This window comes from Xanthocytophaga agilis (assembly GCF_030068605.1).
Lineage (GTDB): Bacteria > Bacteroidota > Bacteroidia > Cytophagales > 172606-1 > Xanthocytophaga > Xanthocytophaga agilis.
In genome coordinates, this window is the sequence record NZ_JASJOU010000001.1 from 1,463,905 (window position 1) to 1,489,658 (window position 25,754).

Below are 25,754 nucleotides of genomic sequence, written 5' to 3' on the forward strand. Positions count from 1 at the left end.
CAATGAATCTGAAAACACAAGGATTTATTCTATTGGATGTTGATGTTGTAGCACTCAACAATGCAGGTAAAAGCACCACCAGCAACTTTGATAATGCGGTTGCAACAAAAAAAATCAATAAAAACGGCAGAACCTATACATATGTCTCAGGTCAAGCCTGGCGATATTGGTGGAGAGATGCTTTGCAAAAGAATCATCAATGGTTGCTCTCTCCTATTACACGTGATAATAAAATTGCTTTCACCGCTGCCAACCCTGTTCAATATGCAGATGATGATGTATTTGGGTTTATGAAAGCGGCTAAAGATATAGTACGAGATGAACAAGGTAATCCAGTTTTAGATACAAAAGGAAAAGAGAAAAAAGAGGATGTCACAGTAACACGGGTTTCACCTTTAAAGAACTCAGCAATTATTTCTGTTGGTTCTGTTCGAACTGCAGAAAACTGGTCTAGTATGGCTCGGCAGGAAGGTGATTCTGTTCCCTATAGCAAGGAAGAATATAGTGCTATCATGAAAGGAATGTTCTCATTGGATCTGGCACAAGTAGGCACTTTCGCAACCTATAATAAAACCGGATTTAAAAATCTGACAGAGGATCTCAAAAAGACAGCTTTACAAAATGGTAGTAAGGAGATAGATGATTTGTTTGTAAAGGATAGTAAAGGCAATGCTCAGAAACTAGTACAGCTACCTAAAGAAACACGCATTAAGCGTATAACTGATACAATTAAAGCGCTTAAAACGATTTCTGGTGGTGCTATGCAAACAGATAATATGGGTGATGTGACACCTAAATTTATTATCCTGGCAACTATGACAACTGGTAATCATCCATTTTCTCATGTTGCGATCAATGATGGGGTTAATAATGATCGAGTTTTATTGAATGTTGAAGGGATAGAAGAAGTACTGAATGACTATAAAGACCAGTTTGAAGGCACAGTGTTTATAGGACGAAGAAGTGGTTTCATGGAAGAGTATAAGTCAGATCTGGAAAAACTTTCCGAGAAGTTTTCTAATGTCAAGTTACATTCTATCAACGAAGCTATTGATTTGTATTGCTCTCAACTGGAAACCCAACTTAACTGATGGAAGTATTCAAAATAGATATACGGAGCTGGACAGCCAGCTTCCGTTACCCTAATCTTATTAGTGGAGTACAACCTACTTTAGAAGTACCTCCTCTAAGTACTATTTTAGGACTGATCAACGCTGCTGCTGGATCATATGTAAACCATCAGAAGTTTAAAATTGGCTATTACTTCCAGTATGGAGCCAAAGCAACAGATCTGGAAACCATTTATCAGGTTGATAAAAATCGACGTGATGCCAAATCCAATGTCATTCGTCGTGAATTCTTATTTGATGCCTTTTTACGTCTATATGTAGAGGATGAGCAAATTGTCAATTATTTTCGACAACCCTATTATCCTCTTGTATTAGGCCGTATGAATGATTTGGCATCTGTTGATAATAGAAGTATCAAAAAGATTCAACTACAGGAAGTCGCTACAGATGTAAATATAAAAGGACAAATTGTTCCCTTACTAAAATATCGTTTGCCGGGTGTAGTGCAGGCCTTACCCACTTATTTCACAGATACTATTCCAAGACAAAATCTGGGTACACAACCTTTTTCTATTATCAATCACAACTCTAACATCGTTGGTCAACTAACTGCTTTTAGAGATGAAGAACTAAATGTGGATGTCTTTTTTCATGATCTAGATTTTTCAGTCTATGACTAGCTCATATACCGATATTTTGGCTAAATCAGGGGAGCCTCGTATTACACTTAAAATACATATTGATGATTGCCTGTTAATTGCCTCATTCCTGGAAAGGTCTTTTCCTCAGGTTAATCATCTAGATACTATTCGCTTCCCATTTTGGGAATTATTGAGAAAGTGTATCATTTTTCATGATCTTGGAAAGGGACATGTGGAATTTCAGAATATTCTATCCGGAGCACCTAACAACTGGCTCGGACAAAGACATGAATTGTTTTCATTACCCTTTATTGAAGGTTTTGAACTAGAGGAAAGCCAGAAAAAATTGATGCGTCTGGTAATTGCAGGTCACCACAAAGATTTTGACAAGCTAAATTTAAAGTACATTTCTAAAAGCTACAAGAAAGAAAATAGTGATGAGGATGATTGGGAAGAGTCTGAAAGGCTGGATTTTGTGAATGAGTTTAAGAAGAATGTTCTTGTAAAACTGATTCACGAACTTGTTGAGAAAGAATATACATTCAAATTAAATTTACCCATTGCCAAACATCCAGGCAAACTCATTACAAATTACCTCAATAAAGCAACTACTGGCTTGATCAAAGTAAATGATGCGGATTACTTTGAGTTATTATTATTGTTTGGAGCACTAAAACATTGCGACCATTTAGGATCTGCCAGACTTACATCTATTCAAAATATTGTACCTGATGATTTTGCCTTTCTGGATAAACAACAAAAGGAGCTTCAAATAAAGAATGGGGATTTTCACCAACATCAGATTGCAGCAGGAGAAATACAAGGGAATCTGATATTAACAGCTCCTACTGGATCTGGGAAAACCGAAAGTGCAATGCTCTGGCTAAAAAAGCAAATGCACTTATCTGGTCAAGGAAGAGTCTTTTATATACTTCCCTTTACTGCATCCATTAATGCTATGTTTGAACGATTGGGAAGTACGGAAAAGGGCTTGGGAGATCAGGAGAAAGTGGGAATGCTACATGGAAAGTTAAGTGACTATCTATATGACTATTTTGATGATTTCCAGTATGCCAATAATGTACGCAAAGAGAAAATAGAAGAACTCAAACATAAATTTCGTACTATTTATACACCTCTCAAAGTCATCACACCTTTCCAGCTTTTAAAAAATCTCTTTGGATTAAAAGGCTTTGAGCAAGGATTGTTTGAAATGGTAGGTAGCTATTTCATATTTGATGAGATACATGCCTATGCGCCAGAGACATTTGCCCAGATAAAAGTATTGCTGGAATATGCGACTCAATATCTGAAGGTAAAAGTTATGGTGATGACAGCGACATTGCCTTCTTTCTTAAAGAAAGAAATTGAAACAGCTATTGGATCATATACTGAAATAAAAGCTACTCAGGAATTATACGATAGTTTTGATCGGCATCAGATCCGCTTACAACATGGATTGTTGAGTGACAATCTGGAACAAATCCAGCTTGACTTACAGAAAGGGACTAAAGTATTGGTTGTATGTAATACAGTCAAACAAGCTCAGTCTGTTTATACATCTCTCAAACCCTATGCAACAAGATCTGTTTTATTGCATAGTGCTTTCAACGGTGAAAACCGGACTGAACATGAAAAAACACTAAAACAAGGAGAACAAGATCAGAATGATCCTATTCAACTTCTGGTTGGAACTCAAGCAATTGAGGTTAGTTTGGACATTGACTATGATGTTATCTACACTGAACCTGCTCCAATAGATGCATTAGTACAAAGGTTTGGGCGTATCAATAGAAGAAGAATAAAAGGTATTTGTCCTGTTTATGTGTTTCAACAAAGCAATCCTACTGACTTTTATATCTATTCTGCTGAAAATATAAAAAGAACAATTGCAGCGTTTGAAACTATTATCAAAGAAGATAATGGCATTGTAAAAGAACAGAAGTTGCAAAGATTGATAGATGAAGTTTATCCTGATTGGGATACAAAGAGTAAAGAGAAGTTTGATTTCGTCTATTTTTTCCTCAAAGCCTCAGTTAGTCAATTAGCGCCTTTAGTTCACTCAAATCGTTCTGAAGAGGAGTTTTACAAGCAATTTGATGGTATTAAGGTTTTACCTATCGGTTTGAAAGAAAGATTTATCGGCTATCTGAGTGAGTTTAATTTCATTAAAGCAGAAAGTCTGAAGGTCCAGATTAGAAAAAACAAGTTTGCACAACTGAACAATGAACGAGATGACAATTTTTCTAAAGAAGCATTTGTTATTCAAACTAAAAAAGGCGATCCAATAACTATTGAATACTGGACTATTCAGAAAAAATATGATCCTGAATTAGGTTTACTGTATGATGAACAAGAACAATGGAATGATCCTAGTGTAATCATTTAACTATGTCTATCACTGCCACTCACATAGGCTACTACCTCCTCTGCCATCGCAAGCTTTGGTTGTTTCATAACAACATTCAGATGGAGCACACGTCAGATACTGTTTACGAGGGCAAGCTGATTGGGGAGACTACCTATCAGCAACGAGCGGAACGGTATACACAGCTGGAAATGGAAGGGATTAAGATCGACTTTTTTGATGCGAAGGCAAGGGTGATTCATGAAACCAAGAAGTCGGACAAGGCAGAGCAAGCGCATATAGCACAGGTACGGTATTACCAGTATGTACTCGAACGAAACGGCATCGCAGGCACATCGGCTATACTGGAATATCCGAAGCTGCGTAAGACTGAGCTTATCCCTCCCCTCACCCACGCCGACCGACTACAGGTGGCGGAATGGGAAAAGGGCGTACAAGTCCTGATTGAGTCACAGACCTGTCCGCCCCGTATTCAAAAGGCGCTATGCAAAAAATGTTCGTATTACGAGTTTTGTTATGTAGCAGAGGCTGAGTAAGCCTCCACTCGTTCAATGTATTGCACATGCAGGTTTCCATCAAACTTTTGGAGCAGTCCATGAAGATCTTTGGTCAGACGGGCCTTCAGGTGTTTGTATTGCCTCAGAGAAAGATTGGTTTCCGATTCGGTTTCGATTTGCAGATTTCCAATCATCTGCTCCGCGTCTGAAATCCGTTCCAGCGTGCGGCAGATCAATTTGATCAGATCGGCTTGATTTGGAGTCACCATAAGCTAATTCAGGATTAAACAGGTTGAAAAATACTGTATCACATCCGGCTTAGACAATCATTGTTTCAGTTGCTGAGTAAACAACCTTTTGGATATTCTGATTGAACCAGCAAGAATCGTATAGTGAAGGTAAAGAAAAAGAATATAGCATGTACTATAAAAATTCATTTTTCTGACTGAGGATAAGGCGGTTATAGAAAGACTGAGAGCTGGTACAGAATGTAGTTTCATGTATTGATACTGTAGGGGCGACTGGCGGTCGCCCACATTCCCACAGACACAACATAGATATCCGAAGGATTTGTCTCTTAAACCCGATCATTTGCATATGGAAACTGGGCCATGGGTCTTATCGTGTCCCATATCTTTTCTGGAAATGAAGGTTTTAAAAAGAAAGACGCTGGTTCGAACGTCCGTTCGGACCTATATTGAAAGCAACGTCCGTTGCGTTGGGGCAAATTGATACTTGTTCAGGTTTGTGATAGTACCTAAACAAGGTTTTACCCACCAACGCAGCGGACGCTGCTCTCAAAATGGGCACAAGCGGACGCTTGCGCCAGAAATTTTCTTTATTTCCAGAAAAGATATGGGACATGATAAGACACATGGGTGCGCCCCTACAGGGTCGGAATATCCCAGGCAGGGTTTGCGGGAACCAGGGCGACCGCCAGTCGCCCCTACAGGGTACAATGCTGGTTTACAAATCCGAACATTCCCTGCACGAATCCGGGCGCACACGCAGGTGCGCCCCTACATTGTTGGGATCTTAAACATATACACCCATGTCAAAAACCTATTACCTATTCAACCCCGGACGGTTGAGCCGGAAAGACAACACCCTGAAGTTTACTCCTATCGATGCGGATGGCAACGAATCACCTCCTAAATACATTCCGGTAGAGGATGTCAGCCAGTTTTATGTATTTGGTAACCTGGATGCCAACAGTGCCCTCTTTACCTTTCTGGGCAAACAGAATGTAGCGGTACATTTCTTTGATTACTATGAGCACTATACAGGTTCGTTCATGCCCAAAGACTACCTGCTGGCAGGCAAAATGCAGGTTGAACAAACACGTGCGTACCTGCGCAAATCGGCCCGACTGGAATTAGCCCGTACTTTTGTAGAAGGGGGAGCTAACAATATGCTCCGTAATCTGCGCTATTACCACAACCGTCAACGTGACCTGGATCTGCCACTAACAGCTATCGAAAATCATATCAGCCAGATTCCGTTGGCTACCGATGTAGCGGCCCTAATGGGTACAGAGGGTAACATCCGTCAGAATTACTATGCGGCATTTGACAACATCATCAATGGATTTGAAATGGGCAATCGTACCAAACAGCCTCCTTCCAACGAGGTCAACGCCCTGATCTCATTAGGTAACATGCTCTGTTATACCGCCTGCCTCGACCAGATCTATCACACCCAGCTTAATCCAACCATCAGCTTTTTGCACGAACCGGGTACACGCCGTTATTCGCTGGCACTGGATATTGCAGAGGTGTTTAAACCGATACTGGTAGACAGGCTGGTATTTTCAGTATTAAACAAAAAGCAGCTACAGGCCAAAGATTTTGACATAAACCTGAATCGTTGTATCCTGAAACCACATGCCCGCCAAGCGTTTGTCAAAGCCTGGGATGAAAAGCTTCGCGAAACGATCCAGCACCGCAGTCTGGGACGAAGTGTCAGCTACAAACACCTCATCAAACTGGAATGTTATAAGCTAGCCAAACACATTCTGCGTATTGAGCCTTATAAACCCTTTAAAGCCTGGTGGTAAGCGAATGTATATAGTACTGGTATATGATGTAGGCGAAAAACGGGTTGGTAAAATGCTGAAGTTATGTCGCCAGTATCTGAACTGGATTCAGAACTCAGTGTTTGAAGGTGAGATTAGTGAGGTAAAGCTAAAAGAACTTAAAGCCAAAGCCAGCCTGATTATGGACCAAGATACCGACAGCCTGATTATCTTTAAAAGCCGTGAACAACGCTGGCTGGACAAGGAAGTGATTGGCCTAACGAAAAACGATACGGACCATTTTCTCTAAAAAGTCGTCGATCGGTAGTTTAGGTATGTACAATTAAAGTACTTGCATGCCGCAAAACCCTTACAAATACACATAACATATTGACTATCAACAAGTCGTCGAACCCCTGGGTCAATCGTAGTATTACACATCGACGACTTTTTACGAAAAAACAAATTACAAAAGCTGCGTTTTTATGATGAAAACGCTATTTTTAGTTCCGTTTTTAACGGATCTTAATTGTACCAGTAAGGAATTGAAATTAACATGCCATGTTCGGTATAGGTGGCATATACGATATCTTAATTGTACCAGTAAGGAATTGAAATGATCGACAGGGGACAATCCAATAGCTGTCCATTTGATCTTAATTGTACCAGTAAGGAATTGAAATTATTATGCGATCAAGTCATATTCGCATGGGGTTCATATCTTAATTGTACCAGTAAGGAATTGAAATTTGTAGTATTTGGTGGACTTGCCGCCGCTGCAGGTCATCTTAATTGTACCAGTAAGGAATTGAAATTCAGCAGCCTAACCCTAGTTCATTCTCAGCAACACTATCTTAATTGTACCAGTAAGGAATTGAAATTGCCATCTTCACCGATTTCAACTATAAAGCAATCTTATCTTAATTGTACCAGTAAGGAATTGAAATGACGATACTGATAATACTTCTGGTATATGGGCAGGATATCTTAATTGTACCAGTAAGGAATTGAAATATGCAGATAAGCTAGTGTTCGGAAATGGCACACACAATCTTAATTGTACCAGTAAGGAATTGAAATTTGTTGCTGTCATACTCATTATTATAGTGCAGCTCAATCTTAATTGTACCAGTAAGGAATTGAAATGCGTGTAACTGATATAGTTCAACCTCAACCTGCATCATCTTAATTGTACCAGTAAGGAATTGAAATATCGGTGAAAGCCTGTTTTTCTTTTTGTACGATTTCATCTTAATTGTACCAGTAAGGAATTGAAATGACAGATGGAAAGAGCGAAGCCGGACATTTGAGGGTAATCTTAATTGTACCAGTAAGGAATTGAAATTGGCATAGGTGTACATAGGTTCTCAAAGTATTGTACATCTTAATTGTACCAGTAAGGAATTGAAATATTTCTTACTGAGGGATGAAGATTACTATAGCCTGGATCTTAATTGTACCAGTAAGGAATTGAAATGAGGCGAAAACTTTCAAGCGTTGGGTAACCAAAGAAATCTTAATTGTACCAGTAAGGAATTGAAATAAAAAGGTTACATCCAAAACAACTGTTGCGGATATAATCTTAATTGTACCAGTAAGGAATTGAAATTCGCAATACACAGAACTATAGCCTATTTCAGACAACATCTTAATTGTACCAGTAAGGAATTGAAATATGTTGCTGAAGCAAGGATACTTGACAATGATCGATATCTTAATTGTACCAGTAAGGAATTGAAATTCTGTTAGATACGCAAAAACGTTTTGTTGTCTTCCAATCTTAATTGTACCAGTAAGGAATTGAAGTTATAGCGGCTTGAACTATCAGAGGTTGACCAGTAAGAGATTACACCTCCTGGATAATTCTTATATATTTCTCCCGGAAATATCGGACCATATACAAACCAAGTAAATCGACAACTGTCTTCTAATGTGCATTGCTTCATCATACAACTATAGCATCAACTATCCTCACAACATCAACCTCAGTATCAAACAATTAAAAACCAAACTAAATATATAGCATGGAATTTATGCTGCTTTCTGCTCTTATGGTACTGTGTTGGGTTCCATCAGCAATATTACTAGTAGCAGGACTACTGAGCTTTAGATTAAAACAAACTAGAAAAGTTCTTTTACGCTTATCAGCAGTAAGTTTTTCTATTCCATTTATACTAATACTAGGATCCAGAGTTAATGCACTATATCAGGAAAAAAGTTTTGAAGGGACTTACTTAGGAAAAGACAGTCATTCAAATCCTGTTATAGTTGAGATAAGTAAAAAAGGACGATTTACTATTTCAATCGAAAATCTTAAACAAGACACGATAAAAGGTAGCTGGCATTATAGTCGTGATTACGATGCATACTTGTTTTCTGCTGAGAATCATAGCGTATCAATCAATGAGAATGAGCAAGGGGAATTAATCTTGAATAGTGATATAAAAACAGATTGTTGCGAAATTGATAATATAACGATTCAGGAAGAGTAATAACGAGCATAGCGACTCGTATAGATTTGGTAAAGTACCAGGAAGTGAGAATTTATCTCACTCAAAAACCAAGCATGGCTCTATTTGTCACAAGATTCTTCCAGAAGGACAAAAAAGGGAAAACTCTTTCCAAAGCATAAAGAGAGCATTCTTTTTACAAGAACAGGAACGATTTCTTCCTTTCCTGCTGAAAGGAAAAAATTTGTTTCTTCTCGAAGAAGGTTATCTTTCTTACTCACTGCGCAGGGAGTGCACAGGGTTTACCAGTGCAGCTCTAATGCTCTGAAGGCTGATGGTGAGTAGGGCAATTACGATAGCCACCCCTCCTACTATACCAAACATCCACCACTCGATCTCGATCCGATAGGCGAAGTTTTGTAGCCATTGGTTCATCACATACCAGGCTATGGGTGAGGCAACGCCAATGCCTATGCCTACCAGCTTGAGCAGGTCTTTGGAGAGGAGATTTACGATCTCAGGTACACTGGCCCCCAGCACTTTACGAATACCAATTTCTTTGATGCGTTGTTCGGCCATATAGGTTGCCAGTCCGAATAATCCCAGACAGGATACCAGTATAGTCAATACGGCGAAATAGAATACAATACGGGCAGTGTTTTGTTCGGTACGGTACTGGCTGTTTAGCGACTGATCAACAAACTCGTAGTAAGGGGCTGTTTGTGAATTGTGTACTTTATAGGCTTCTTCAATAGCCTGGATAGCTTCATGGATCTTATAAGGATGCACTTTTACAAACAGGCCCGAAATATTCTGCTGAGGCCAGTACCGGAATACAAAAGGTTCGATAGAAGTAGTTACCGGATGAAAATGAAAGTCTTTTACCACCCCAATCACCTGTCCCTGCTGGTTCCAGAACTGAAGTTTTTTGCCTAGGGCCTGTTGAGCCGTCCAGCCCATTCGCTTGGCAGCCGCTTCGTTGATGATATAGGCAGACGACGTATCCGTCACTCTGGAGGTGCTAAAATTCCGCCCTGCTGCTAAGGTCATTCCTGTAGTAGCCAGAAAGTCCGGATCTATGTTCATATGTGTGATCAAAAGACGATCTCCGGCTGGCTGACCTTCCCACTGGAAAGAATCCGTAGAGGTATTCAGATCTACCAGGTTGCCAGAAGTAGTAGTCACCTGTGCAATACTGGCTTGTTTCTGCAGATCAGCTTTGATCAATGCTCCTTTGGCTCTCATTTCATTTTTCAGTCTTACATAGAGAAGCTGCGACTTATCAAACCCCAGGTTTTTGTTCTGAATAAACGTGAGTTGTTTATAGATGACAATTGTGCTCACCATCAATACAACCGACAACGAAAACTGAGCAACTACAATGCTTTGTCTCAGCAGTTTTCCGGAATGGGTGGCAGAGAAGGATTTTAATACTATCACTGGCTGAAAATCTGATAAGTGAAGTGCAGGATAAATGCCCGCTAATACACCTGTCAGAAAGGTAAATACACAGAGTGCCAGACAAAAACGGGTATCCTGAAAAGGAACCTGAAGTAGCTTGCCTGAAATATCATTCACTGCTGGCAAGAAAAGTTGTACCAGCAACAATGCCACACCTACGGCTATAAAGGTTGTTCCAATGGCCTCACCCATAAACTGAATGACCAGCTGATTTTTTACAGCTCCAATCGCTTTCCGAACGCCTACTTCTCTGGCCCGTTTCATGGCCCGTGCAGTAGAGAGATTCACAAAGTTAAACAAGGCAATGAGCAATACGATTGACCCTGTACTGAGAAAGATCCGAATGTAAATACTGTTACTGGTTTTGCTCCAGTCGCTCTGAAAATCAAAGTCTGAATGCAGGTAGATGTCTGATAGCGGTTGTAATGAAAGCGTAGTAGGATCGGTATTGGAAGTAAACTTATCCAGATAGTGATAGAGCTTTGCAGCAAATGGCTCTGTCCGGGCCTGAGAATTCAGTAAAACATAGGTATGATACGCGTTGTTGTCCCATGTATAATTTCCGGAATTGGTATCCAGCCTGTCAAATTGAGCAGACAACAAAGCATCAAACTGAATATGCGAATTGGTTGGGGGCGGAGCGGCTACTCCTGCTACGGTAAGTGTGCGGCCATTGGGAAAGGTAAGCATAGTACCAATCAGACTATCGGACTGTTGCCAGTCAGACCCAAAAAGCTGAGCCGCAATCCGGGGAGTAATAACAATGTCATCGGGATTGGAAAGCACAGTACCCGAATTTCCTCTGAGAAGTTTAAAATCAAACAGGTGAAAAAAGGAATTGTCCGTAACCAGGATGTCTTCCGGCTCGACACTGGCTTGTGGGGTTTGTAACACACCCGAATACCAGATTCTTCCAATCCGGCAGCTTTGTTTTACCTCTGCAAAATCTGTCTGCAGAGCAGTTGCCAGGGGTCCGGGTGTCACGGCTACCTTATAGGTAGCACCTGCCTGAGTCTGTTTTTCTACTACCCGATAAATATCTTTGTAGGATGTATGAAAACGGTCATAGCTATATTCATCCCAGATATACAGGCCGATACAGATACAACAAGCCAATCCAATAGCTAGTCCGCCTATGTTAATGAGTGAATACACCCGGTTTCGAACAAGATTCCGAAAAGCGATTTTCAGGTAGTTGTATAACATATAATCTCTGTTGCTAAGGTACAAGTGTTTGAATTAGAGTCTAAGCAACTATTTTGCCATAGCGAAAAACAGCTCTTCTCAGCTATCTAAAAGGCTATCATACAGCCATATATACTATAATTTGTCCGTTTACGGACAGTACTTGTACGATTTTGAACTATAGGACAACACCACATACTGTACTACCCTGTCCTAAATTTGGTAGTAGAATCAACCTGAACGTTGAGAAAGTGGTCGTTGGTGATAAAACCAACGACGGAAATAAAACATCCTCCCTGTCCTCCTGTAAGGAACTCATGACAAGACCGGCGGCATTTCCGAATGGGGGATGTCCAAAACAAGGGTTACAAAAGAGATAATCATTGTATAGATGTTACTATGTCTTATTATGTGTATATAATAACGAATCCTACCAAGACTACTTTATATACAGGTGTGACCAATGATCTGGCAAGATGTATGGCAGAACATCGTGAAAATAGAGGAAACCCAGCCTCTTTTGCTGGTAAATATCACTGCTATAAATTGCTCTATTATGAAACATTCCAGAATATAAACGATGCAAGAGGACAGAGAAGAAGAATGTTCCTTTTAGAAGGACAAAAAGGTGAGAGGAAAAAAAAGGGTAAAAAGGCAGGGAAAAGTGAGAGGCACAAAAAAGAAATATTTCCCTAAAACCTTCAGAACTGAAAAAGATAACTAAAAAGATAAGCTACCACATACTACCCTATAAATTCTCCCGAAAAATGTATCTTGCAGACAGATATTTCGTGTATGCTTTATTTCGAAGTCAAGCCTGTTGATCAAAATCTCAGTTCCCTGATTGAATGTTTCTGGGTAAGCCACTCTGCCAGCCAGCCTATCTCTCATCGGATCTTACCAGATGGATGTATGGATATTATCTATACATTTCCCAACCTCAGCCGAAAGATAGCAGAACCATTTGTTGCAGTAGCCCCCAGAATTATCGGTATGATGACACAGCCTGCGATTGTACAGGCTAATCCGGGTGTAGATCAGTTGGGTGTTCGTTTTCGTCCTGGTGGTATCTTTCCATTCGTGAAAACGCCTCTGCATCTGTTTACGAATCTGTCCGAACAAGTGGATAATGTAAATAAAGTGCTGGGATCTGCTATCTATGAACAACTTATAGAGCTATCAACCTGGCAGGAACGCATTGGAAAACTGGAAACGCAATTAATCCAACAACTAAGTAACGTCTCCTACCCTGTACCTATGGGTGTAGTTATCCGGCAGATTATCCAGGAACGCGGGCAGTTATCCATCAAGCAACTGAGTGCACAGACCTCTATTGGTTCACGTCAATTGGAAAGGCACTTTAAGCAGTATGTAGGCGTATCACCCAAATTATTGTCGCGCATTATACGGTTTCGTTATATCACAACCTTACTCAAAGATACCAGCCGTGATAGCCTGATGGGGATTGCATTTACCAATGGCTATACCGACCATGCTCACCTGACCAGAGAATTTCAGGAGTTTTCCGGACTGCAACCTTCAGCCTATCTGCTTCACTAACTAATTTATTTTTCTCGGCATGTCGCTTTTTTACAAAAGCAGACTATCAGGAATACCTACTTTTGTGAATCGGTACTAGTACTAGCCTCTGTGCATTTACATATATGTATATAGTGGGGCTATTACTACAGACTAGCATTATACAACCTTACCTTATTTGTTTTCATGGAAGTAAAGTCATTATCACCAAACCTGATGGTCAAAAATGTTCAGGCAACTGTTGACTTCTATCAAAATACACTTGGATTCCAGGTGCTTACTACTGTACCTCACGCCAAAGTAGAAGGTGAGCTACAATGGGCACTGTTGCAGTCAGGACCTGTAACGTTGATGTTTCAGGAAGAAGAAAACCTGAAAGAAGAGTATTCGGAATTAGTTTCTCAGAAACCAGGTGGTGGCCTCACACTTTATATGGCAGTAAGCGATCTGTCAGCCTGGTACGAGAAAGTAAAAGGAACAGCCCACATTATTCAGGAGCCACACCAGACTTTCTATGGAGCTACAGAGTTTGCAATACAAGATCCAAATGGGTATATTCTCACGCTATCTGAACATAGCAACGACTAAGTTTACCGGAATCTTATTTTACACAAATTTGCGAAAATAAGTATACCAGTTAAAGAAAGTAGACGTATATCCTTCCCAAACATAAGTCATCCCAAATTTTGGATGTGAGTTTGTTTTACAAAATCAGCGCCTATACTCTTTTCAAAAGCATAGGCGCTGGTTAATTTTTAAGCAATCTCTTTAGTTGAGTTGGCTTATAGTCACTTACATTATTCTTCCACTAACCTCTTCATTTTTTGCTTGTATTCTCCTAAATTGGGTTATTGTCCCTTACATCACTTTTCTTGTGGCATCTTCATTTTTTGCTTGCCCAAAAAAGGACAACAAATGAGAATTTGTTGGGCCAGGATGTGTGCTAGCCGCAAAAAAGGGCAAAAAATTCCAAAGCTTCGCCCCACAGGGCCAACGCTAGGCCCGCGGAATTTTTATCCTCACGCACCTACACGACCACTCGCGATTGAAGTCAGCACAACTCTCTTTGTAACTACTTTGTTGCTACTATTCTAAAGGATGTGAGATTCTTTTACTCAAAATTCGGGATGACTCATATTATTTCTCTTTCTTCTCCTGCTAAAAGCTCTCTAAAAGAACCACTATCCCTATCCTTCAGAAAGTATTGTTACTCCCCTTTGTTCGTCCTCTTGAAAGCCCTACCCTTTTGTTCTCATATAAATACACCTTCTTATTTTCCTGAAATCCCCTTTCCCTGTCCTTCTGAAAGAATCTTGTGACAAGACTGGCGGCCTTTCTGAGTGGAGTGTATTCTTTCTCTCAGAAAGTAAACGCAACTCTATTTGTCACAAGTTTCTTTCAGAAGGACGAAAAGGGAAAAGGACAGGCAAGGGAAAATTCTTTCAGAAGGACACGAAGAGAGGAAAGGATACTAAGGAGTGTTCCTTTCAGGAGAACAGCAAAGGGGAAATGCTTTCAGGAGAACAAAGAGAGATTGTGCTTTGAGGTAAAATTTTTCCTTGTTAATCATTAAGGTTCAATAACATGAATAAAACAGTTAGTAAAACATATTCAGGGGCTTAGTATGCAAATAATCCACATAAAGTAGTAAATTAAGTGTTTTACTCCTACAGACCCACAACCTCTTATACTCAAAGATGCTACTATACTGTAAAACACCTTACTGTAAGCCTGTCCTATGGGCGTTATTTATTCTTGTATATCTGCCAGTACAAGCTCAGTCCAGAAAACCTTCCAAGCCCTCCTACACACTTTCCGGAATGTTAAAAAATGCCAGTAACCGGAAAATATATCTCCGTGAACATTCCTTTTTTAAAAATGAGAATCGAACAGACTCTACGGTTGCAGATAAAAATGGGCGGTTTGTTTTTCGAGGAAGTGTTCATGAACCTACTTACTTTCTGCTTCAGACAAATGCAAACACCTCTGCCATAGGTTTTTATATAGAGAACATCTCCATGACCATCACTGGAGATACCAAAACACTATGGGAAGCTAGTATACATGGCTCCAGAGAAGAAGACATTCGCCGGATGTATGACAAAGCTATTGCCTCAGTAGAGTATGCCAGTATGGAAAAACAGCGGGAAGACGCTATTCGCCGTCAGGACTCACTGGCAATCAAACAAGCGAATCAGTACGAACAAACATTACTGGCACAGGAGAAGAAACTAATATGGAATCTTGTTCAAAAATATCCGTATGCAGCCAGTAGTATAAATCAACTGGGAGCACTTATTGATGGACGAACTTCCCAAGAATTACAGAGAGCAGATTCACTAATTCGCCTATACGAATCTTCACATGTAGCTCATTATGAACAAGTCAAATTTTTCAAAAAAAAACTAGCGATTGCCAGACAACTGGTAGTTGGCCAGATAGCCCCTGACTTTGTACAACAGGATACAGCAGGCCTGCAAGTACATTTGTCAGACTTTAAAGGCAAGTATGTGCTGGTTGATTTTTGGGCCAGCTGGTGCTCTCCCTGTCGACAGGAAAGTCCCTATCTGGTAAAAGCCTATCAGCAATTCAAGAATAAAAATTTCACTATTTTGTCAATTTCCCTGGACAAAAACGCTACAAACTGGCAAAAAGCTATTACAGCAGATAAACTTACCTGGACACATGTAAGTGATCTTAATTTCTGGAAAAATGCAGTAGCTGTTCAATACTCAGTAGATAGCATTCCCTTTAACCTTCTGCTTGATCCGGCAGGTAAAATTATTGCGCTCAACCTACGAACAGATGCCATTGAGGAAACGCTTAAAGCTGTACTAAAATAAAAACACAGTAACCTACTTGTTAGCTAAGCTAGTTACTTATCCCTGCTTATTCTCCCCTTCCAGACCCCTCTACTCTGACAGCGTATTGGTATATTGGTTATTGGTTTATATATGCCCCTATATATATATAAATATATAGGGGTATAAATGAACCAATAACTAATACAATACAGCATGGTAGCTGTACCTATCAGGAACATTTAACATCCAAAGAACCACGCATCCTACCCGTAGCCCCACTTTTCCTTCCATACCCATACGCCATACTCACCTGATTAGCCCTACAAGACATTATTTCTTGTAATTGCAATGCTGGTTCAGTTGGTTCATGAGTTGTTATACTATCCCCCCCTATAAGGGGGTATATATATAACAACCCACCTTATGAACGGGTGAGCCAACTTGCACCAGCTTTGCACCAAAAATGAGCCAGCTCTAGGCACTAAGGAGCAACCTGTAAACCCCTATAATCTGAAAGAGCTTCAGCACCTGCACGCAAGGACATTTACAGTCAGCAATCACTATAATGGTCATTCTGTCTTACTGACCACTCTAGCGATCTATTCAGAAGCTGATAGGTATAACGATCAAAGGAATCATTTCACAAGACAAATAATCTGTATGGTGATCAAGGCTGGAGCTGATAAGTATAGTGGTCAGCAGGCCAAAAAATCACTATACCTATCATTAACACAGCCAGGCTGTGAGTCATATTTTCATTATTCCTAAAGTGGTTGGACTGGCATTTGAATAATGCTGACCTTTGTATCGCTAAATCGGTAAAAGCAGAAGATTAAAATCATGCAAACAAGGAAGCCGGAGCCTTGTATGCCATGCATCTGAAATCACCTACTCTATCGACCCTTTGTACGCTAACCTTTTCCACAACAAACCAAACAAAACCATGGCATTAACGCTAACCTTACTCACCTCAAGATCAGACTGTGACAAAGTCCTTGATCAACTCAGCGACCTGAGAAGCGACCTGGAGTTTAAGCAAATCTCCTTACACCCTTTTTTGTCCTCCTGAAAGAACCTCGTGACAAGACTGGCGGCCTTTCCGATTGGAGAGTATTTTTTCTCTCAGAAAGTAAACGCAACTCTATTTGTCACAAGATTCTTTCAGAAGGACAAAATGGGGAAATCCTTTCAGATAGAAATAAGGAAAGATCTTTTCAGGAGAACTTTGTTCTTTAGTTACAAACCTCTTTCCCAGAAAAGTTATGGAACAAGATAAGGGTTGGCCTTCTTCGTTCTTTGAAATAGGGATGCAGACCGTCAATGGATAGATTAGTCTTACAATTATGAAGCAGTCTGTGTGTAGGTATCAAAATCTACCACCTGTATGGCAGACTTTGTTTGCGCCATAGCACTCCAGATCCAGTTGTAATGATCAATGATCTGCTTTGCTGTCAGATGCGGTTTGTCTTCTGTGGTATGTGCGTTGGAGAGCACCGTTACAGGCAAGTCATTGACCAAGGCAGCTTTAACAGTGGCATCTACACAAAAATCTGTTGCACACCCTGTTACTACCAGTTCGGTAATAGTTAGATTGTCCAGTATCTGTTTGAGATCTGTCTTGTAAAAGGCATCATTGGCAGTTTTGGAAATGACCAGATCATCCGGATTGACGGGTAAGGCAGGCAAGATCTCCCACCCTTCCGTATGTGGAATATAACATCCTTCGCTGCTCCCATCATGTTGTATAAAGATAACTTTGTCACCCTTTGCTCTGAACGCCTCTGCAAGCGTCTGGATACGAGTAATCACCGCCTCTCCCTCAAACATGGCATCCATAGAAACAAAGGATTCATTTTGCATATCGATAATAAGAAGTGCCCGCATGTATATATAGTGTTTTATCAGTCAGCAAAATAGAAGCTTTTGGAGCATTATCAAAAGAGAAGTTTATCAATCGTTTATAGGAAATAATTTCCAGAGGTTTTCGGGAATCACCAACCAACTAACTTAGCATCTCAATAGCTTAAAAACAATTAAGCAGGACAGCGTAAGTCTCTTTAAACGATCTTACACAGTCCTGCTTCGTTATTTCTGACAGGTTATGTGGTGATTAGTTCAGGTGAAGAAAGAATACGATAGATTGGCTGGCAAGTGCAGCTTCAATGACAATGGCCGGAACAGGCTTGGTGAAATGCAGACGGAAGCTGATGCCCATAAAATACGATTCCTGCTGGTACATGTGCGAGATCTGAAACCCCATTTCATGCAGAATATTCTGAATCTGAGGCACATACTTTGGATTGCAGTCCAGGCTGTTGTAATGTTCTTTTGTGTCTATTTTCATAGCGGTAACTGGTGGATAGAGGTTGAAAATTATACAAGCAACTATGTCTTCCTTTACCCTATATCCGGTTTGTAGAGCAAATAGTGGTAAGTATTCGTCGGTTGCAGCAAAGGTGTAGATGACCTATAGATTCTGGCAGACAAAAAAAAGTACAGAATAAGTAACATGCACTAACTGATTCTAATTCCAGTTTAAAAGGAGCCTCAATGCACCAAAACCAAACAAAACTCAAATAATTTCTATAGAAGTAACAAAAAACTGATACAGGAAAGACAAAATAGACAGTATTGAGCATTAAGCCTTCTGCCATACAAACAGCAAAGCCAACCTGGTAGGCTGGCTTTGCTCAATTCTATAAATACAGAAGATTATTTAATCAGAATCACATCATCAAGATAAAATCGCTCATCCTGCCCATCAGGTCCTTGATGTTTATGAATGAAAATACACTCCATTTGGAAAGGCCGCCGGTCTTGTCACGAGATTCTTTCAGAAGGACAGAGAAAAAGGTAATTTATTTAAGAAGGCGGGCTTTTGTTCTTTATTTGGTAAATCTCTTGCCTTGAAGCCTTGATTTTTCTAGTTTTGGTAGCTGACTATTTTAGTGTCCACATATCGCACTCCTTCTCTGAAGATACCCTATTTCTATGGTAAACAGTAATGCTTTGCATTGCCTTAACCATTTATCAGAGACACCAGGCAAACTCGCCTGACGTATTTCCTATGTCTTTTTAAAAATTCACAAAAATGAAATATCACTATTTCATCTCAGGTATGTTATGCCTGCTTCCAGGCATGCTATGTACCTGCAAACTAGTACGTTCATCCAAAAACGATTCTTTTATGTCAGAACATATAAATAATGCTCAGCTTATTCGTGAAGTCTATCGCCGCATTTTTGGACAAGCCGATGTTGAATTTGCCAATGAAGTAATTGCGGAAGACTATATCCAGCACAATCCGATGATTAAAACAGGCAAAGCCGGCGTTATGGAGTTTATAGGTTATCTTACATCTATGCCCCGTCCAGCAAATCCTGTTAAGCCGTTTATGCGCTTTATTGCAGACGGGCCCTATGTAATTGTCCATTCCAGCATGCCCTGGCAAAATCAACAGAATGCTACTGTAGATCTGTATAGGATACAAGATGGCAAACTAGCTGAGCACTGGGATGCTGTTGAGATACAACCTTCCTCTACAGCCAGTGGCAATCTTATGGTTGAAGGCCCTGTAGAGATAGAGGATACTGGTTATACAGAGGAGAATAAGTCGATAGTCCGGAAATTTTATGAGGATGTATTTATTTCTCAGCATAGGACTTCACTTGACAAATATGTTGATCCCGCTTTGATTCAGCATCTACCCGAAGTTACAAATGGACAGACAGGTCTGCAGGAATATATCAGTACGACAACAGTTGTTCGCACCCGGATACATCGGATCATTGGTGAAGGGAACTTTGTTGTGGTGCAGGCAGAAGGAAAAGTAAAAAACGATTCGTATGTATTCTATGATCTCTTTCGCCTGAGTAAAGAAAAGATTGTAGAACAATGGGGCGTTAAGCAGGCTATACCTGCTACTATGGCCCACTCAAACGGAATGCTTTAAAGCTTCCTTACTGTACTAATAAAACAAAAGAGCCATTTCCTTTTCGGGAGTGGCTCTTGACTCATTTATACAGAAGCTAAGTAAAAAAATCGTTTGTAATACAACTCGTTACAGGCTTTTGTCAGGAAGAAAAATCAAAACAGCAAATGATACTACTGGCAATACACAGGCAATACCAAACCATTTCCAGAACGACCTTCCTCTGCTATTCGCCACATAACCTGTTACCAGAGGCACCATGAACATCATGCCCAGTAACCCTATCAGAAAATCCATTATGTGTATTTGTATAGTTTGATGAATGACAAACAGACGAAGTTGTCTGATCGCAAAATGCAGATGTAATTATAACAATGTATAGCCAAAAAATGTAACAGAAAAAAGCTTTTTTTTAGACTCCTCTTTCTAATTCTTAGTTCTTTTCTATCCTATATCGGTTAAAAACAATTCATTAATTTCAATAAATGCTCATGGGTAGGAATAGATTTCTACTTGTAACAAATTAGATTGTTCTTCCAAAGTTGGTGTATAATCCAGATCATACCTCTACTAGTGGCATGGTACTTTTTGTCACACTACGACGCGATACCCAAAAAAGACGCCTCCAGCGATGCTCCCACCTTCAAAACCGAGAGCTTATCGTTTCCCATACCTTTTCTGGAAAAGAGGTCTGTAAATAAAGAACAAAGTTCTCCTGAAAAGATCTTTCCTTATTTCTATCTGAAAGGATTTCCCCATTTTGTCCTTCTGAAAGAATCTTGTGACAAATAGAGTGGTGTTCACTTTCTGAGAGAAAAAATACTCTCCAATCGGAAAGGCCGCCAGTCTTGTCACAAGATTCTTTCAGAAGGACAGCGAGGAGATCTTTACTTAAGGAAGACAACAAGGGTGAGAGGACAAAAAAGAGTTTTCCCTAAAATATTCAAAATTGAAAAAGTTATGGGACAAGATAAGCTTATAGACTCTGTTCTCTATACCCCTTAATCTTATTCATCTTAAAAGACAAAGTCATATCCAGTACTGTAGATTGTTTGTCAACAATATATTCCAGCAAGGAGGCTGACAACGTTAAAGCTTTATCTTTTTTTACTGAATCAGATGTAATCCGTGATGCATACACAAACAACATATCTGACAGATATTCTATCTGTTTTAACTGGTCTTTCTCTGAACCTTCTACTATCAACTGCGTAATTGCCTGTAGATCCAATTCCAACAACTCATCCAAACCTTTACCTGTAACTTTTTGAGCAATGGCGTTACTTTGAGCTAATGCCTGCTCTATTCTTCCTTCTTCTACCAATCCTACTACACGGGCAAGCATATCACGGATCTGCTCTAAAACACGTAAGATTAAATCTCTGCTATAAGCCATATGAATAATTTATGAGAGGAATATTTCTGATGCAGGATCAGGATAATCAAAAATAAGTCTTTACCTGTAATTCATCAAAAAGAAAACGACTTTGCCCTGTCTTGTAAACAATAGCAAAGTCGTTTCTGGAAAAATCCAGTATATAATTACTTGGTTTCTTCTGAAAGCGATGGCACAGGGGCAATCGAATCAGATTTACGGCCAAAACGTTTTTTCACTTTAGTAATTGCCAGTTCAAACGTCAGATAAGCAGAAGGCACCAGTACCAGTGTCAATAATAGTGAACTGGTCAGACCACCTATGATTACCCAGGCCAGACCGTTTTTGGTTTCGGCACCAGCACCAGACGCCAATGCAATCGGCAACATACCAAAGATCATAGCAATGGTGGTCATCAGGATTGGACGCAAACGTTCTCTACCCGCCTCTACCAATGCTTCCCTTACAGGCATTCCCTGTTCCTTCAGGTGATTGGTAAAGTCTACCAGCAGGATCGCGTTTTTAGCCACCAGACCCATCAGCATGATCATCCCAATAATAGAGAAAATACTCAGGTTTTCAAGGGCAAGCGCTAAGGCCATCAAGGCACCAATCAAGGCAACAGGTAGTGAGAACAATACGATAAACGGATACAGGAAGGAATCGTATAAGGCTACCATGATCAGGTATACGAATACAATAGCAATCAACAACGCTATACCCAGACTACCAAACGCATCCGATTGCTGTTGCAGTGAACCAGCATACTCAATCACAATGCCTTCCGGCAGTTTCTTTGTTTGCATAACTTTCTGAATATCTGCCCCTACCGTACCAATCGGACGACCAACTACCTGTGCATTTACAGTGATAGCCGATAACCGGTCACGGCGTTCAAGCTTGCTGGCTCCCAGCTCCTGAGATACAGTGGCAAATTGCTTCAGCGACACCAGCTTACCCTGATTATTCACAAAGGGAATATTACTCACATCATCGCTGTTAGCCCGGTTAAAACGATCCAGGGCAATATGGATATCATATTCATACTGTCCTTCACGATACTTCGAATCATCGTTTCCATTAAAAGCAGTACGCAGTGTACTACCTACATCATTGACAGAAAGTCCCAACGCAGCCATACGTTCCCGGTCCAGTTGTACCTGTAACTCAGGGTTGGGATCTTCTACTGAAAACTCAACATCTGTAGTACCTGGCGTCCTCTTTACCACATCCATTACCGTTTCGGCAGCCTGACGTACTTTATCAAGTTCTGTTCCCTTCAATACAATCTGTACAGGGGCAGTGTTGGCGTTACCTGTAATACTGGTAGCAGCAGCTTTGGCTTTTATACCAGGAAGTTTCTGGATCTTCTCCTTTATTTTTGCACCAAATTCTTCGGTCGTTACCGAACGTTCCTTGCGATCTACCAGAAGCACGGTTAGTTCTGAACGGTTGTTGGAACCTGTTCCTGCTCCCATCTGTGCACTGGTGTACCCTACCTTACTCAAAACCAGCTTTACTTCAGGTTGTTCCATTAGCAGTTGTTCAACCCTGCGTGTGGTCTGATTGTTCTGGTACATAGTTACCTGAGGCTCCAGTTCCAGTTGAATGATCATTTCACCACGATCACCCTGCGCAGCAAACTCACTTCCGATAAATCCGGCAGGCACCAGCGCGATAGACCCTACAAATAATATAAATGCACCCAGATAGATTGCCCACCGATGTCCCAGACTCCATTTCAGAATACGGGTATAAGCGTCCTGAAGACGAGTAAACAAGTCTTCAAAGCCCAGTGAAATACGTCCCCAAAGAGTATTTTTTGTAAAATGATCCAGCTTTCCAAAACGGGAAGCCAGCATAGGTGTAATGGTAAAAGACACAAACAAACTCATCAATGTAGAGAATACGACCACCAGCGCAAATTCACGCAGAATATTCCCAATCAATCCGGATACCAGCGACATCGGTAAGAATACCACCACGTCCACCAACGTAATCGCAAGAGCTGTAAAGCCAATTTCATTTCGTCCATCCAGCGCTGCAGTACGTTTATCTTTACCCATTTCCATATGGCGGTAAATATTCTCCAACACCACAATCGAGTCATCAACCAGAATCCCTACTACCAGCGAAAGAGCCATCAAAGTCATCAAGTTAAGCGAGAAGTTGAACACATACATCAGAATGAATGTAGAAATCATAGACGCTGGAATCGCCACCATGACAATCAGTGAGCTACGTAAGCTATGCAGGAATATCAACATCACAGCAGCTACAATGATTACAGCCAGAATCAAGTCTTCCTGAACCGCATTGGCAGAAGCTAAGGTATAGATGGAACTGTCATTGGCGATATTGAACTTCACCTTCTCTGCCGCATACATCTTCTCAATCTTACTTAGTTCGGCTTTTACCTTTTTGCTCACATCCACAGCATTGGCATCAGCCTGCTTTTGCACAATCAAACCAATAGATGTGCGTCCGTTGATCCGGTTGATAGTTGTGATTTCTGCAATTCCATCTTCCACTTCTGCAATATCTTCCAGCGTAATCCGGCTGCCGCTTGGCTGGGTAGATACAACCAGCTTACGTAATTGGTCCAATGAAGCAAACTTGGCTGCAATACGCAAGCTATATTGCTGGTCAGTTGTTTCTACCTTTCCTGTCGGAAAATCCTGATTGGCAGTAATAATGGCTTGTGTAACCTGATTCAGTGACAGGTGATACGCCTGTAAACGTTCAGGGTCCAGGTTTACTTTGATCTGACGTTCTTCACCACCTACCAGCGTGATCTGCCCTACACCCTGTATCTTTGCCAGCTGAGGTTGTATCCTGTCTTCCACCATCTTGTAAAAGGTAGTGGGACTCACATTGGCAGATACTCCCATTTGCAGAATAGGCAAATCGTCTGTTGAGAATTTATTTATTGTAGGTGCATCTACATCATCAGGCAACTGCGATAAAATTGCATTTACTTTTCGCTGAGCATCCTGTACTGACTCATCTACATTAGCAGATTGCAACAACTGAATCACTACCAGTGATACGCCTTCCTGCGAAGTGGACTGAATCTTATCCAGGTTCTCCAGTGAGGATAAGGCATCTTCAATCTTTTTGGTTACAGATGTTTCAACCTCTCCTGCCGCAGCTCCCGGATACAGAGTAATCACAGACATCACCGGAGCTTCGAACTTTGGAAGCAGGTTGTAATTAAGCTGAGAATAACTCAGCAAACCCAATATACCCAGCACGGTAAAAATTACAATTACCAATGCGGGCCGTTTAATGGAAATCTCGGTAATAGACATAGTTTCCGTAAATTAAAAATCGTGACTTTAAATAGTTTTACCTTTACTGAATCACTGCCACATGAGCATTATCGTACAGGTTAATTTGTCCGGTAGTAACTACCTTCTCTCCTTCTTTCAATCCATCCAGCACTTCCAATGCTGTACCGTTATCTCCTCCAATCGTAACTTTACGAAGTTTTACTACATTGTTTGCTCCCACCACATACACCTGTGCATCTTTGATACTTCCTACAAGGGCTTCACGTGGGATCTGCAAAGTAGGCACCTGGCTTTTACGGTTAAAGGCTACATCTACATAGGTACCTGCTTTTAATGGATTTTTAGACTGATTAATCAGTTGAATCTCTACCGGATAATTGTGCGCATCATCTCCTCTGGGACTGATAAAGGTTATCTTCCCTTCAAATTTTACTCCCGGATATACCGAAGCTGTCAGACTTACCGGATCACCTAGCTTTAGTGCATACACATCCCGCTCTGCTACATTCAACTGCACTTTTAACTTAGATACATCTACCAATGTGCCAATAGAAGCGCCGATATTGACAAAAGCACCTGTTTCTACAGGTTTCAATGTGATAACTCCACTGATTGGCGCAACAATATTCGTATTATTCAGTTCTTTCCGAGCCTGTTCCAGCTGGTTTTTTGCATTGTCATAGGTAAGCTGGTATTGTTGAAGCTGAGCCTCTGTAGCAGCTCCACCTTTGAATAGGTTAGTATAGCGATCTACGTTCTGTTTAGCATTGGCAAGGGTCTGTTCAGCCGTAGAAACCGCCAATGACTTCACCCGTGCATCTACCCGTGCCAGTACCTGTCCCTGGCGTATCTGGTCACCCAGTTCAAAGTTTACACTGGTCAATGTACCAGCTACTTCAGCCTTAATATCTATCACCTTATTGGCTGTTACAGTCCCAACCAGTGTCAGATTCTTTTCACTTGCTTTGCTTTTTACTTCTGCCACATTAACCGAAATTTGTACTCCGGTTGTATCGGGCATTTGTTTCTTTGCGTCAATCTGTTTTTTGTTGTTCATTAGCCGGAAACCTACCAGAGCTATAACAACGATAATGACTAGTATGGTGAGAATGCGTTTCATGTTTCT

The 25,754-nt window shown here is 40.6% G+C and carries 20 protein-coding genes and 1 CRISPR repeat array; of the genes, 12 read left to right on the forward strand and 8 right to left on the reverse strand.

The window, feature by feature from the left end; all coding sequences use genetic code 11:
• Window positions 1–2 precede the first annotated feature (2 nt).
• From cas7i to QNI22_RS06070, 4 genes are read left to right on the forward strand one after another with little or no spacing between them, the layout of a single operon-like run.
• Window positions 3–1,091 carry a type I-B CRISPR-associated protein Cas7/Cst2/DevR gene (gene cas7i, locus QNI22_RS06055; RefSeq protein ID WP_314509731.1) on the forward strand — a complete coding sequence of 363 codons (1,089 nt, stop codon included), beginning with the start codon at window positions 3–5 and terminating at the stop codon, window positions 1,089–1,091.
• Window positions 1,091–1,750, forward strand: coding sequence for a type I-B CRISPR-associated protein Cas5b (cas5b, locus tag QNI22_RS06060; protein ID WP_313988669.1), 660 nt, complete (start codon window positions 1,091–1,093; stop codon window positions 1,748–1,750). The genes cas7i and cas5b overlap by 1 nt, the downstream gene beginning before the upstream one ends.
• Window positions 1,743–4,100, forward strand: coding sequence for a CRISPR-associated helicase Cas3' (cas3, locus tag QNI22_RS06065; protein WP_314509732.1), 2,358 nt, complete (start codon window positions 1,743–1,745; stop codon window positions 4,098–4,100). The genes cas5b and cas3 overlap by 8 nt, the downstream gene beginning before the upstream one ends.
• 2 nt (window positions 4,101–4,102) lie before the next feature.
• A complete protein-coding gene (locus QNI22_RS06070) occupies window positions 4,103–4,615 on the forward strand; it encodes a CRISPR-associated protein Cas4 (RefSeq protein ID WP_314509733.1) in 513 nt (170 codons plus the stop codon).
• Here QNI22_RS06070 and QNI22_RS06075 read toward each other — a convergent pair.
• Window positions 4,594–4,845, reverse strand: a complete 252-nt coding sequence (locus tag QNI22_RS06075; protein WP_313988662.1) for a hypothetical protein — start codon at window positions 4,843–4,845, stop codon at window positions 4,594–4,596. The genes QNI22_RS06070 and QNI22_RS06075 overlap by 22 nt on opposite strands.
• Window positions 4,846–5,627: 782 nt before the next feature.
• Between QNI22_RS06075 and cas1b the strand changes: the two genes are divergently transcribed.
• From cas1b to QNI22_RS06090, 3 genes are all read left to right on the forward strand, one after another.
• Window positions 5,628–6,632 (forward strand): type I-B CRISPR-associated endonuclease Cas1b, encoded by a 1,005-nt coding sequence (gene cas1b, locus QNI22_RS06080; RefSeq protein WP_314509734.1) that lies wholly within the window; start codon window positions 5,628–5,630, stop codon window positions 6,630–6,632.
• Window positions 6,633–6,636: 4 nt separating this feature from the next.
• Complete coding sequence (cas2, locus tag QNI22_RS06085) at window positions 6,637–6,900, forward strand: CRISPR-associated endonuclease Cas2 (protein WP_313988656.1); 264 nt, start codon at window positions 6,637–6,639, stop codon at window positions 6,898–6,900.
• Between the two features lie 212 nt (window positions 6,901–7,112).
• Window positions 7,113–8,397: direct repeats of the CRISPR family, unit length 30 nt; unit sequence ATCTTAATTGTACCAGTAAGGAATTGAAAT.
• Window positions 8,398–8,614: 217 nt separating this feature from the next.
• Window positions 8,615–9,082 (forward strand): hypothetical protein, encoded by a 468-nt coding sequence (locus QNI22_RS06090; protein WP_314509735.1) that lies wholly within the window; start codon window positions 8,615–8,617, stop codon window positions 9,080–9,082.
• Window positions 9,083–9,313: 231 nt separating this feature from the next.
• On the opposite strand, the gene QNI22_RS06095 is transcribed toward QNI22_RS06090, so the two are convergent.
• Window positions 9,314–11,707: an ABC transporter permease gene (locus QNI22_RS06095; RefSeq protein WP_314509736.1), complete on the reverse strand. Its 2,394-nt coding sequence runs from the start codon at window positions 11,705–11,707 to the stop codon at window positions 9,314–9,316.
• A 378-nt stretch (window positions 11,708–12,085) separates the two neighbouring features.
• On the opposite strand from QNI22_RS06095, the gene QNI22_RS06100 reads away from it, so the two are divergent.
• The 4 genes from QNI22_RS06100 to QNI22_RS06115 all read left to right on the forward strand — a co-directional run bounded on the left by QNI22_RS06100 (window position 12,086) and on the right by QNI22_RS06115 (window position 16,068).
• Window positions 12,086–12,382: a GIY-YIG nuclease family protein gene (locus QNI22_RS06100; protein WP_314509856.1), complete on the forward strand. Its 297-nt coding sequence runs from the start codon at window positions 12,086–12,088 to the stop codon at window positions 12,380–12,382.
• A 99-nt stretch (window positions 12,383–12,481) separates the two neighbouring features.
• The gene (locus tag QNI22_RS06105) at window positions 12,482–13,246 is read left to right on the forward strand and encodes an AraC family transcriptional regulator (protein WP_314509737.1); all 765 of its coding nucleotides are present in this window, start codon (window positions 12,482–12,484) and stop codon (window positions 13,244–13,246) included.
• 165 nt (window positions 13,247–13,411) lie between these two features.
• Window positions 13,412–13,813 (forward strand): VOC family protein, encoded by a 402-nt coding sequence (locus tag QNI22_RS06110; protein WP_314509738.1) that lies wholly within the window; start codon window positions 13,412–13,414, stop codon window positions 13,811–13,813.
• 1,109 nt (window positions 13,814–14,922) lie between these two features.
• Window positions 14,923–16,068: a redoxin domain-containing protein gene (locus QNI22_RS06115; RefSeq protein WP_314509739.1), complete on the forward strand. Its 1,146-nt coding sequence runs from the start codon at window positions 14,923–14,925 to the stop codon at window positions 16,066–16,068.
• Between the two features lie 1,302 nt (window positions 16,069–17,370).
• On the opposite strand, the gene QNI22_RS06120 is transcribed toward QNI22_RS06115, so the two are convergent.
• Both QNI22_RS06120 and QNI22_RS06125 read right to left on the reverse strand, forming a co-directional pair.
• The gene (locus QNI22_RS06120; protein WP_314509740.1) at window positions 17,371–17,913 is read right to left on the reverse strand and encodes a cysteine hydrolase family protein; all 543 of its coding nucleotides are present in this window, start codon (window positions 17,911–17,913) and stop codon (window positions 17,371–17,373) included.
• Between the two features lie 226 nt (window positions 17,914–18,139).
• The gene (locus QNI22_RS06125; RefSeq protein ID WP_313989024.1) at window positions 18,140–18,373 is read right to left on the reverse strand and encodes a hypothetical protein; all 234 of its coding nucleotides are present in this window, start codon (window positions 18,371–18,373) and stop codon (window positions 18,140–18,142) included.
• An 843-nt stretch (window positions 18,374–19,216) separates the two neighbouring features.
• Here QNI22_RS06125 and QNI22_RS06130 point away from each other — a divergent pair.
• Window positions 19,217–19,981, forward strand: coding sequence for a nuclear transport factor 2 family protein (locus QNI22_RS06130; protein ID WP_314509741.1), 765 nt, complete (start codon window positions 19,217–19,219; stop codon window positions 19,979–19,981).
• A gap of 108 nt (window positions 19,982–20,089) precedes the next feature.
• On the opposite strand, the gene QNI22_RS06135 is transcribed toward QNI22_RS06130, so the two are convergent.
• From QNI22_RS06135 to QNI22_RS06150, 4 genes are all read right to left on the reverse strand, one after another.
• Complete coding sequence (locus QNI22_RS06135; RefSeq protein WP_313989019.1) at window positions 20,090–20,257, reverse strand: hypothetical protein; 168 nt, start codon at window positions 20,255–20,257, stop codon at window positions 20,090–20,092.
• Between the two features lie 679 nt (window positions 20,258–20,936).
• Window positions 20,937–21,356: a hypothetical protein gene (locus tag QNI22_RS06140; RefSeq protein WP_314509742.1), complete on the reverse strand. Its 420-nt coding sequence runs from the start codon at window positions 21,354–21,356 to the stop codon at window positions 20,937–20,939.
• A gap of 146 nt (window positions 21,357–21,502) precedes the next feature.
• Window positions 21,503–24,646 carry an efflux RND transporter permease subunit gene (locus QNI22_RS06145; RefSeq protein ID WP_314509743.1) on the reverse strand — a complete coding sequence of 1,048 codons (3,144 nt, stop codon included), beginning with the start codon at window positions 24,644–24,646 and terminating at the stop codon, window positions 21,503–21,505.
• A 43-nt stretch (window positions 24,647–24,689) separates the two neighbouring features.
• The gene (locus QNI22_RS06150) at window positions 24,690–25,748 is read right to left on the reverse strand and encodes an efflux RND transporter periplasmic adaptor subunit (protein WP_314509744.1); all 1,059 of its coding nucleotides are present in this window, start codon (window positions 25,746–25,748) and stop codon (window positions 24,690–24,692) included.
• Between the last annotated feature and the right edge of the window lie 6 nt (window positions 25,749–25,754).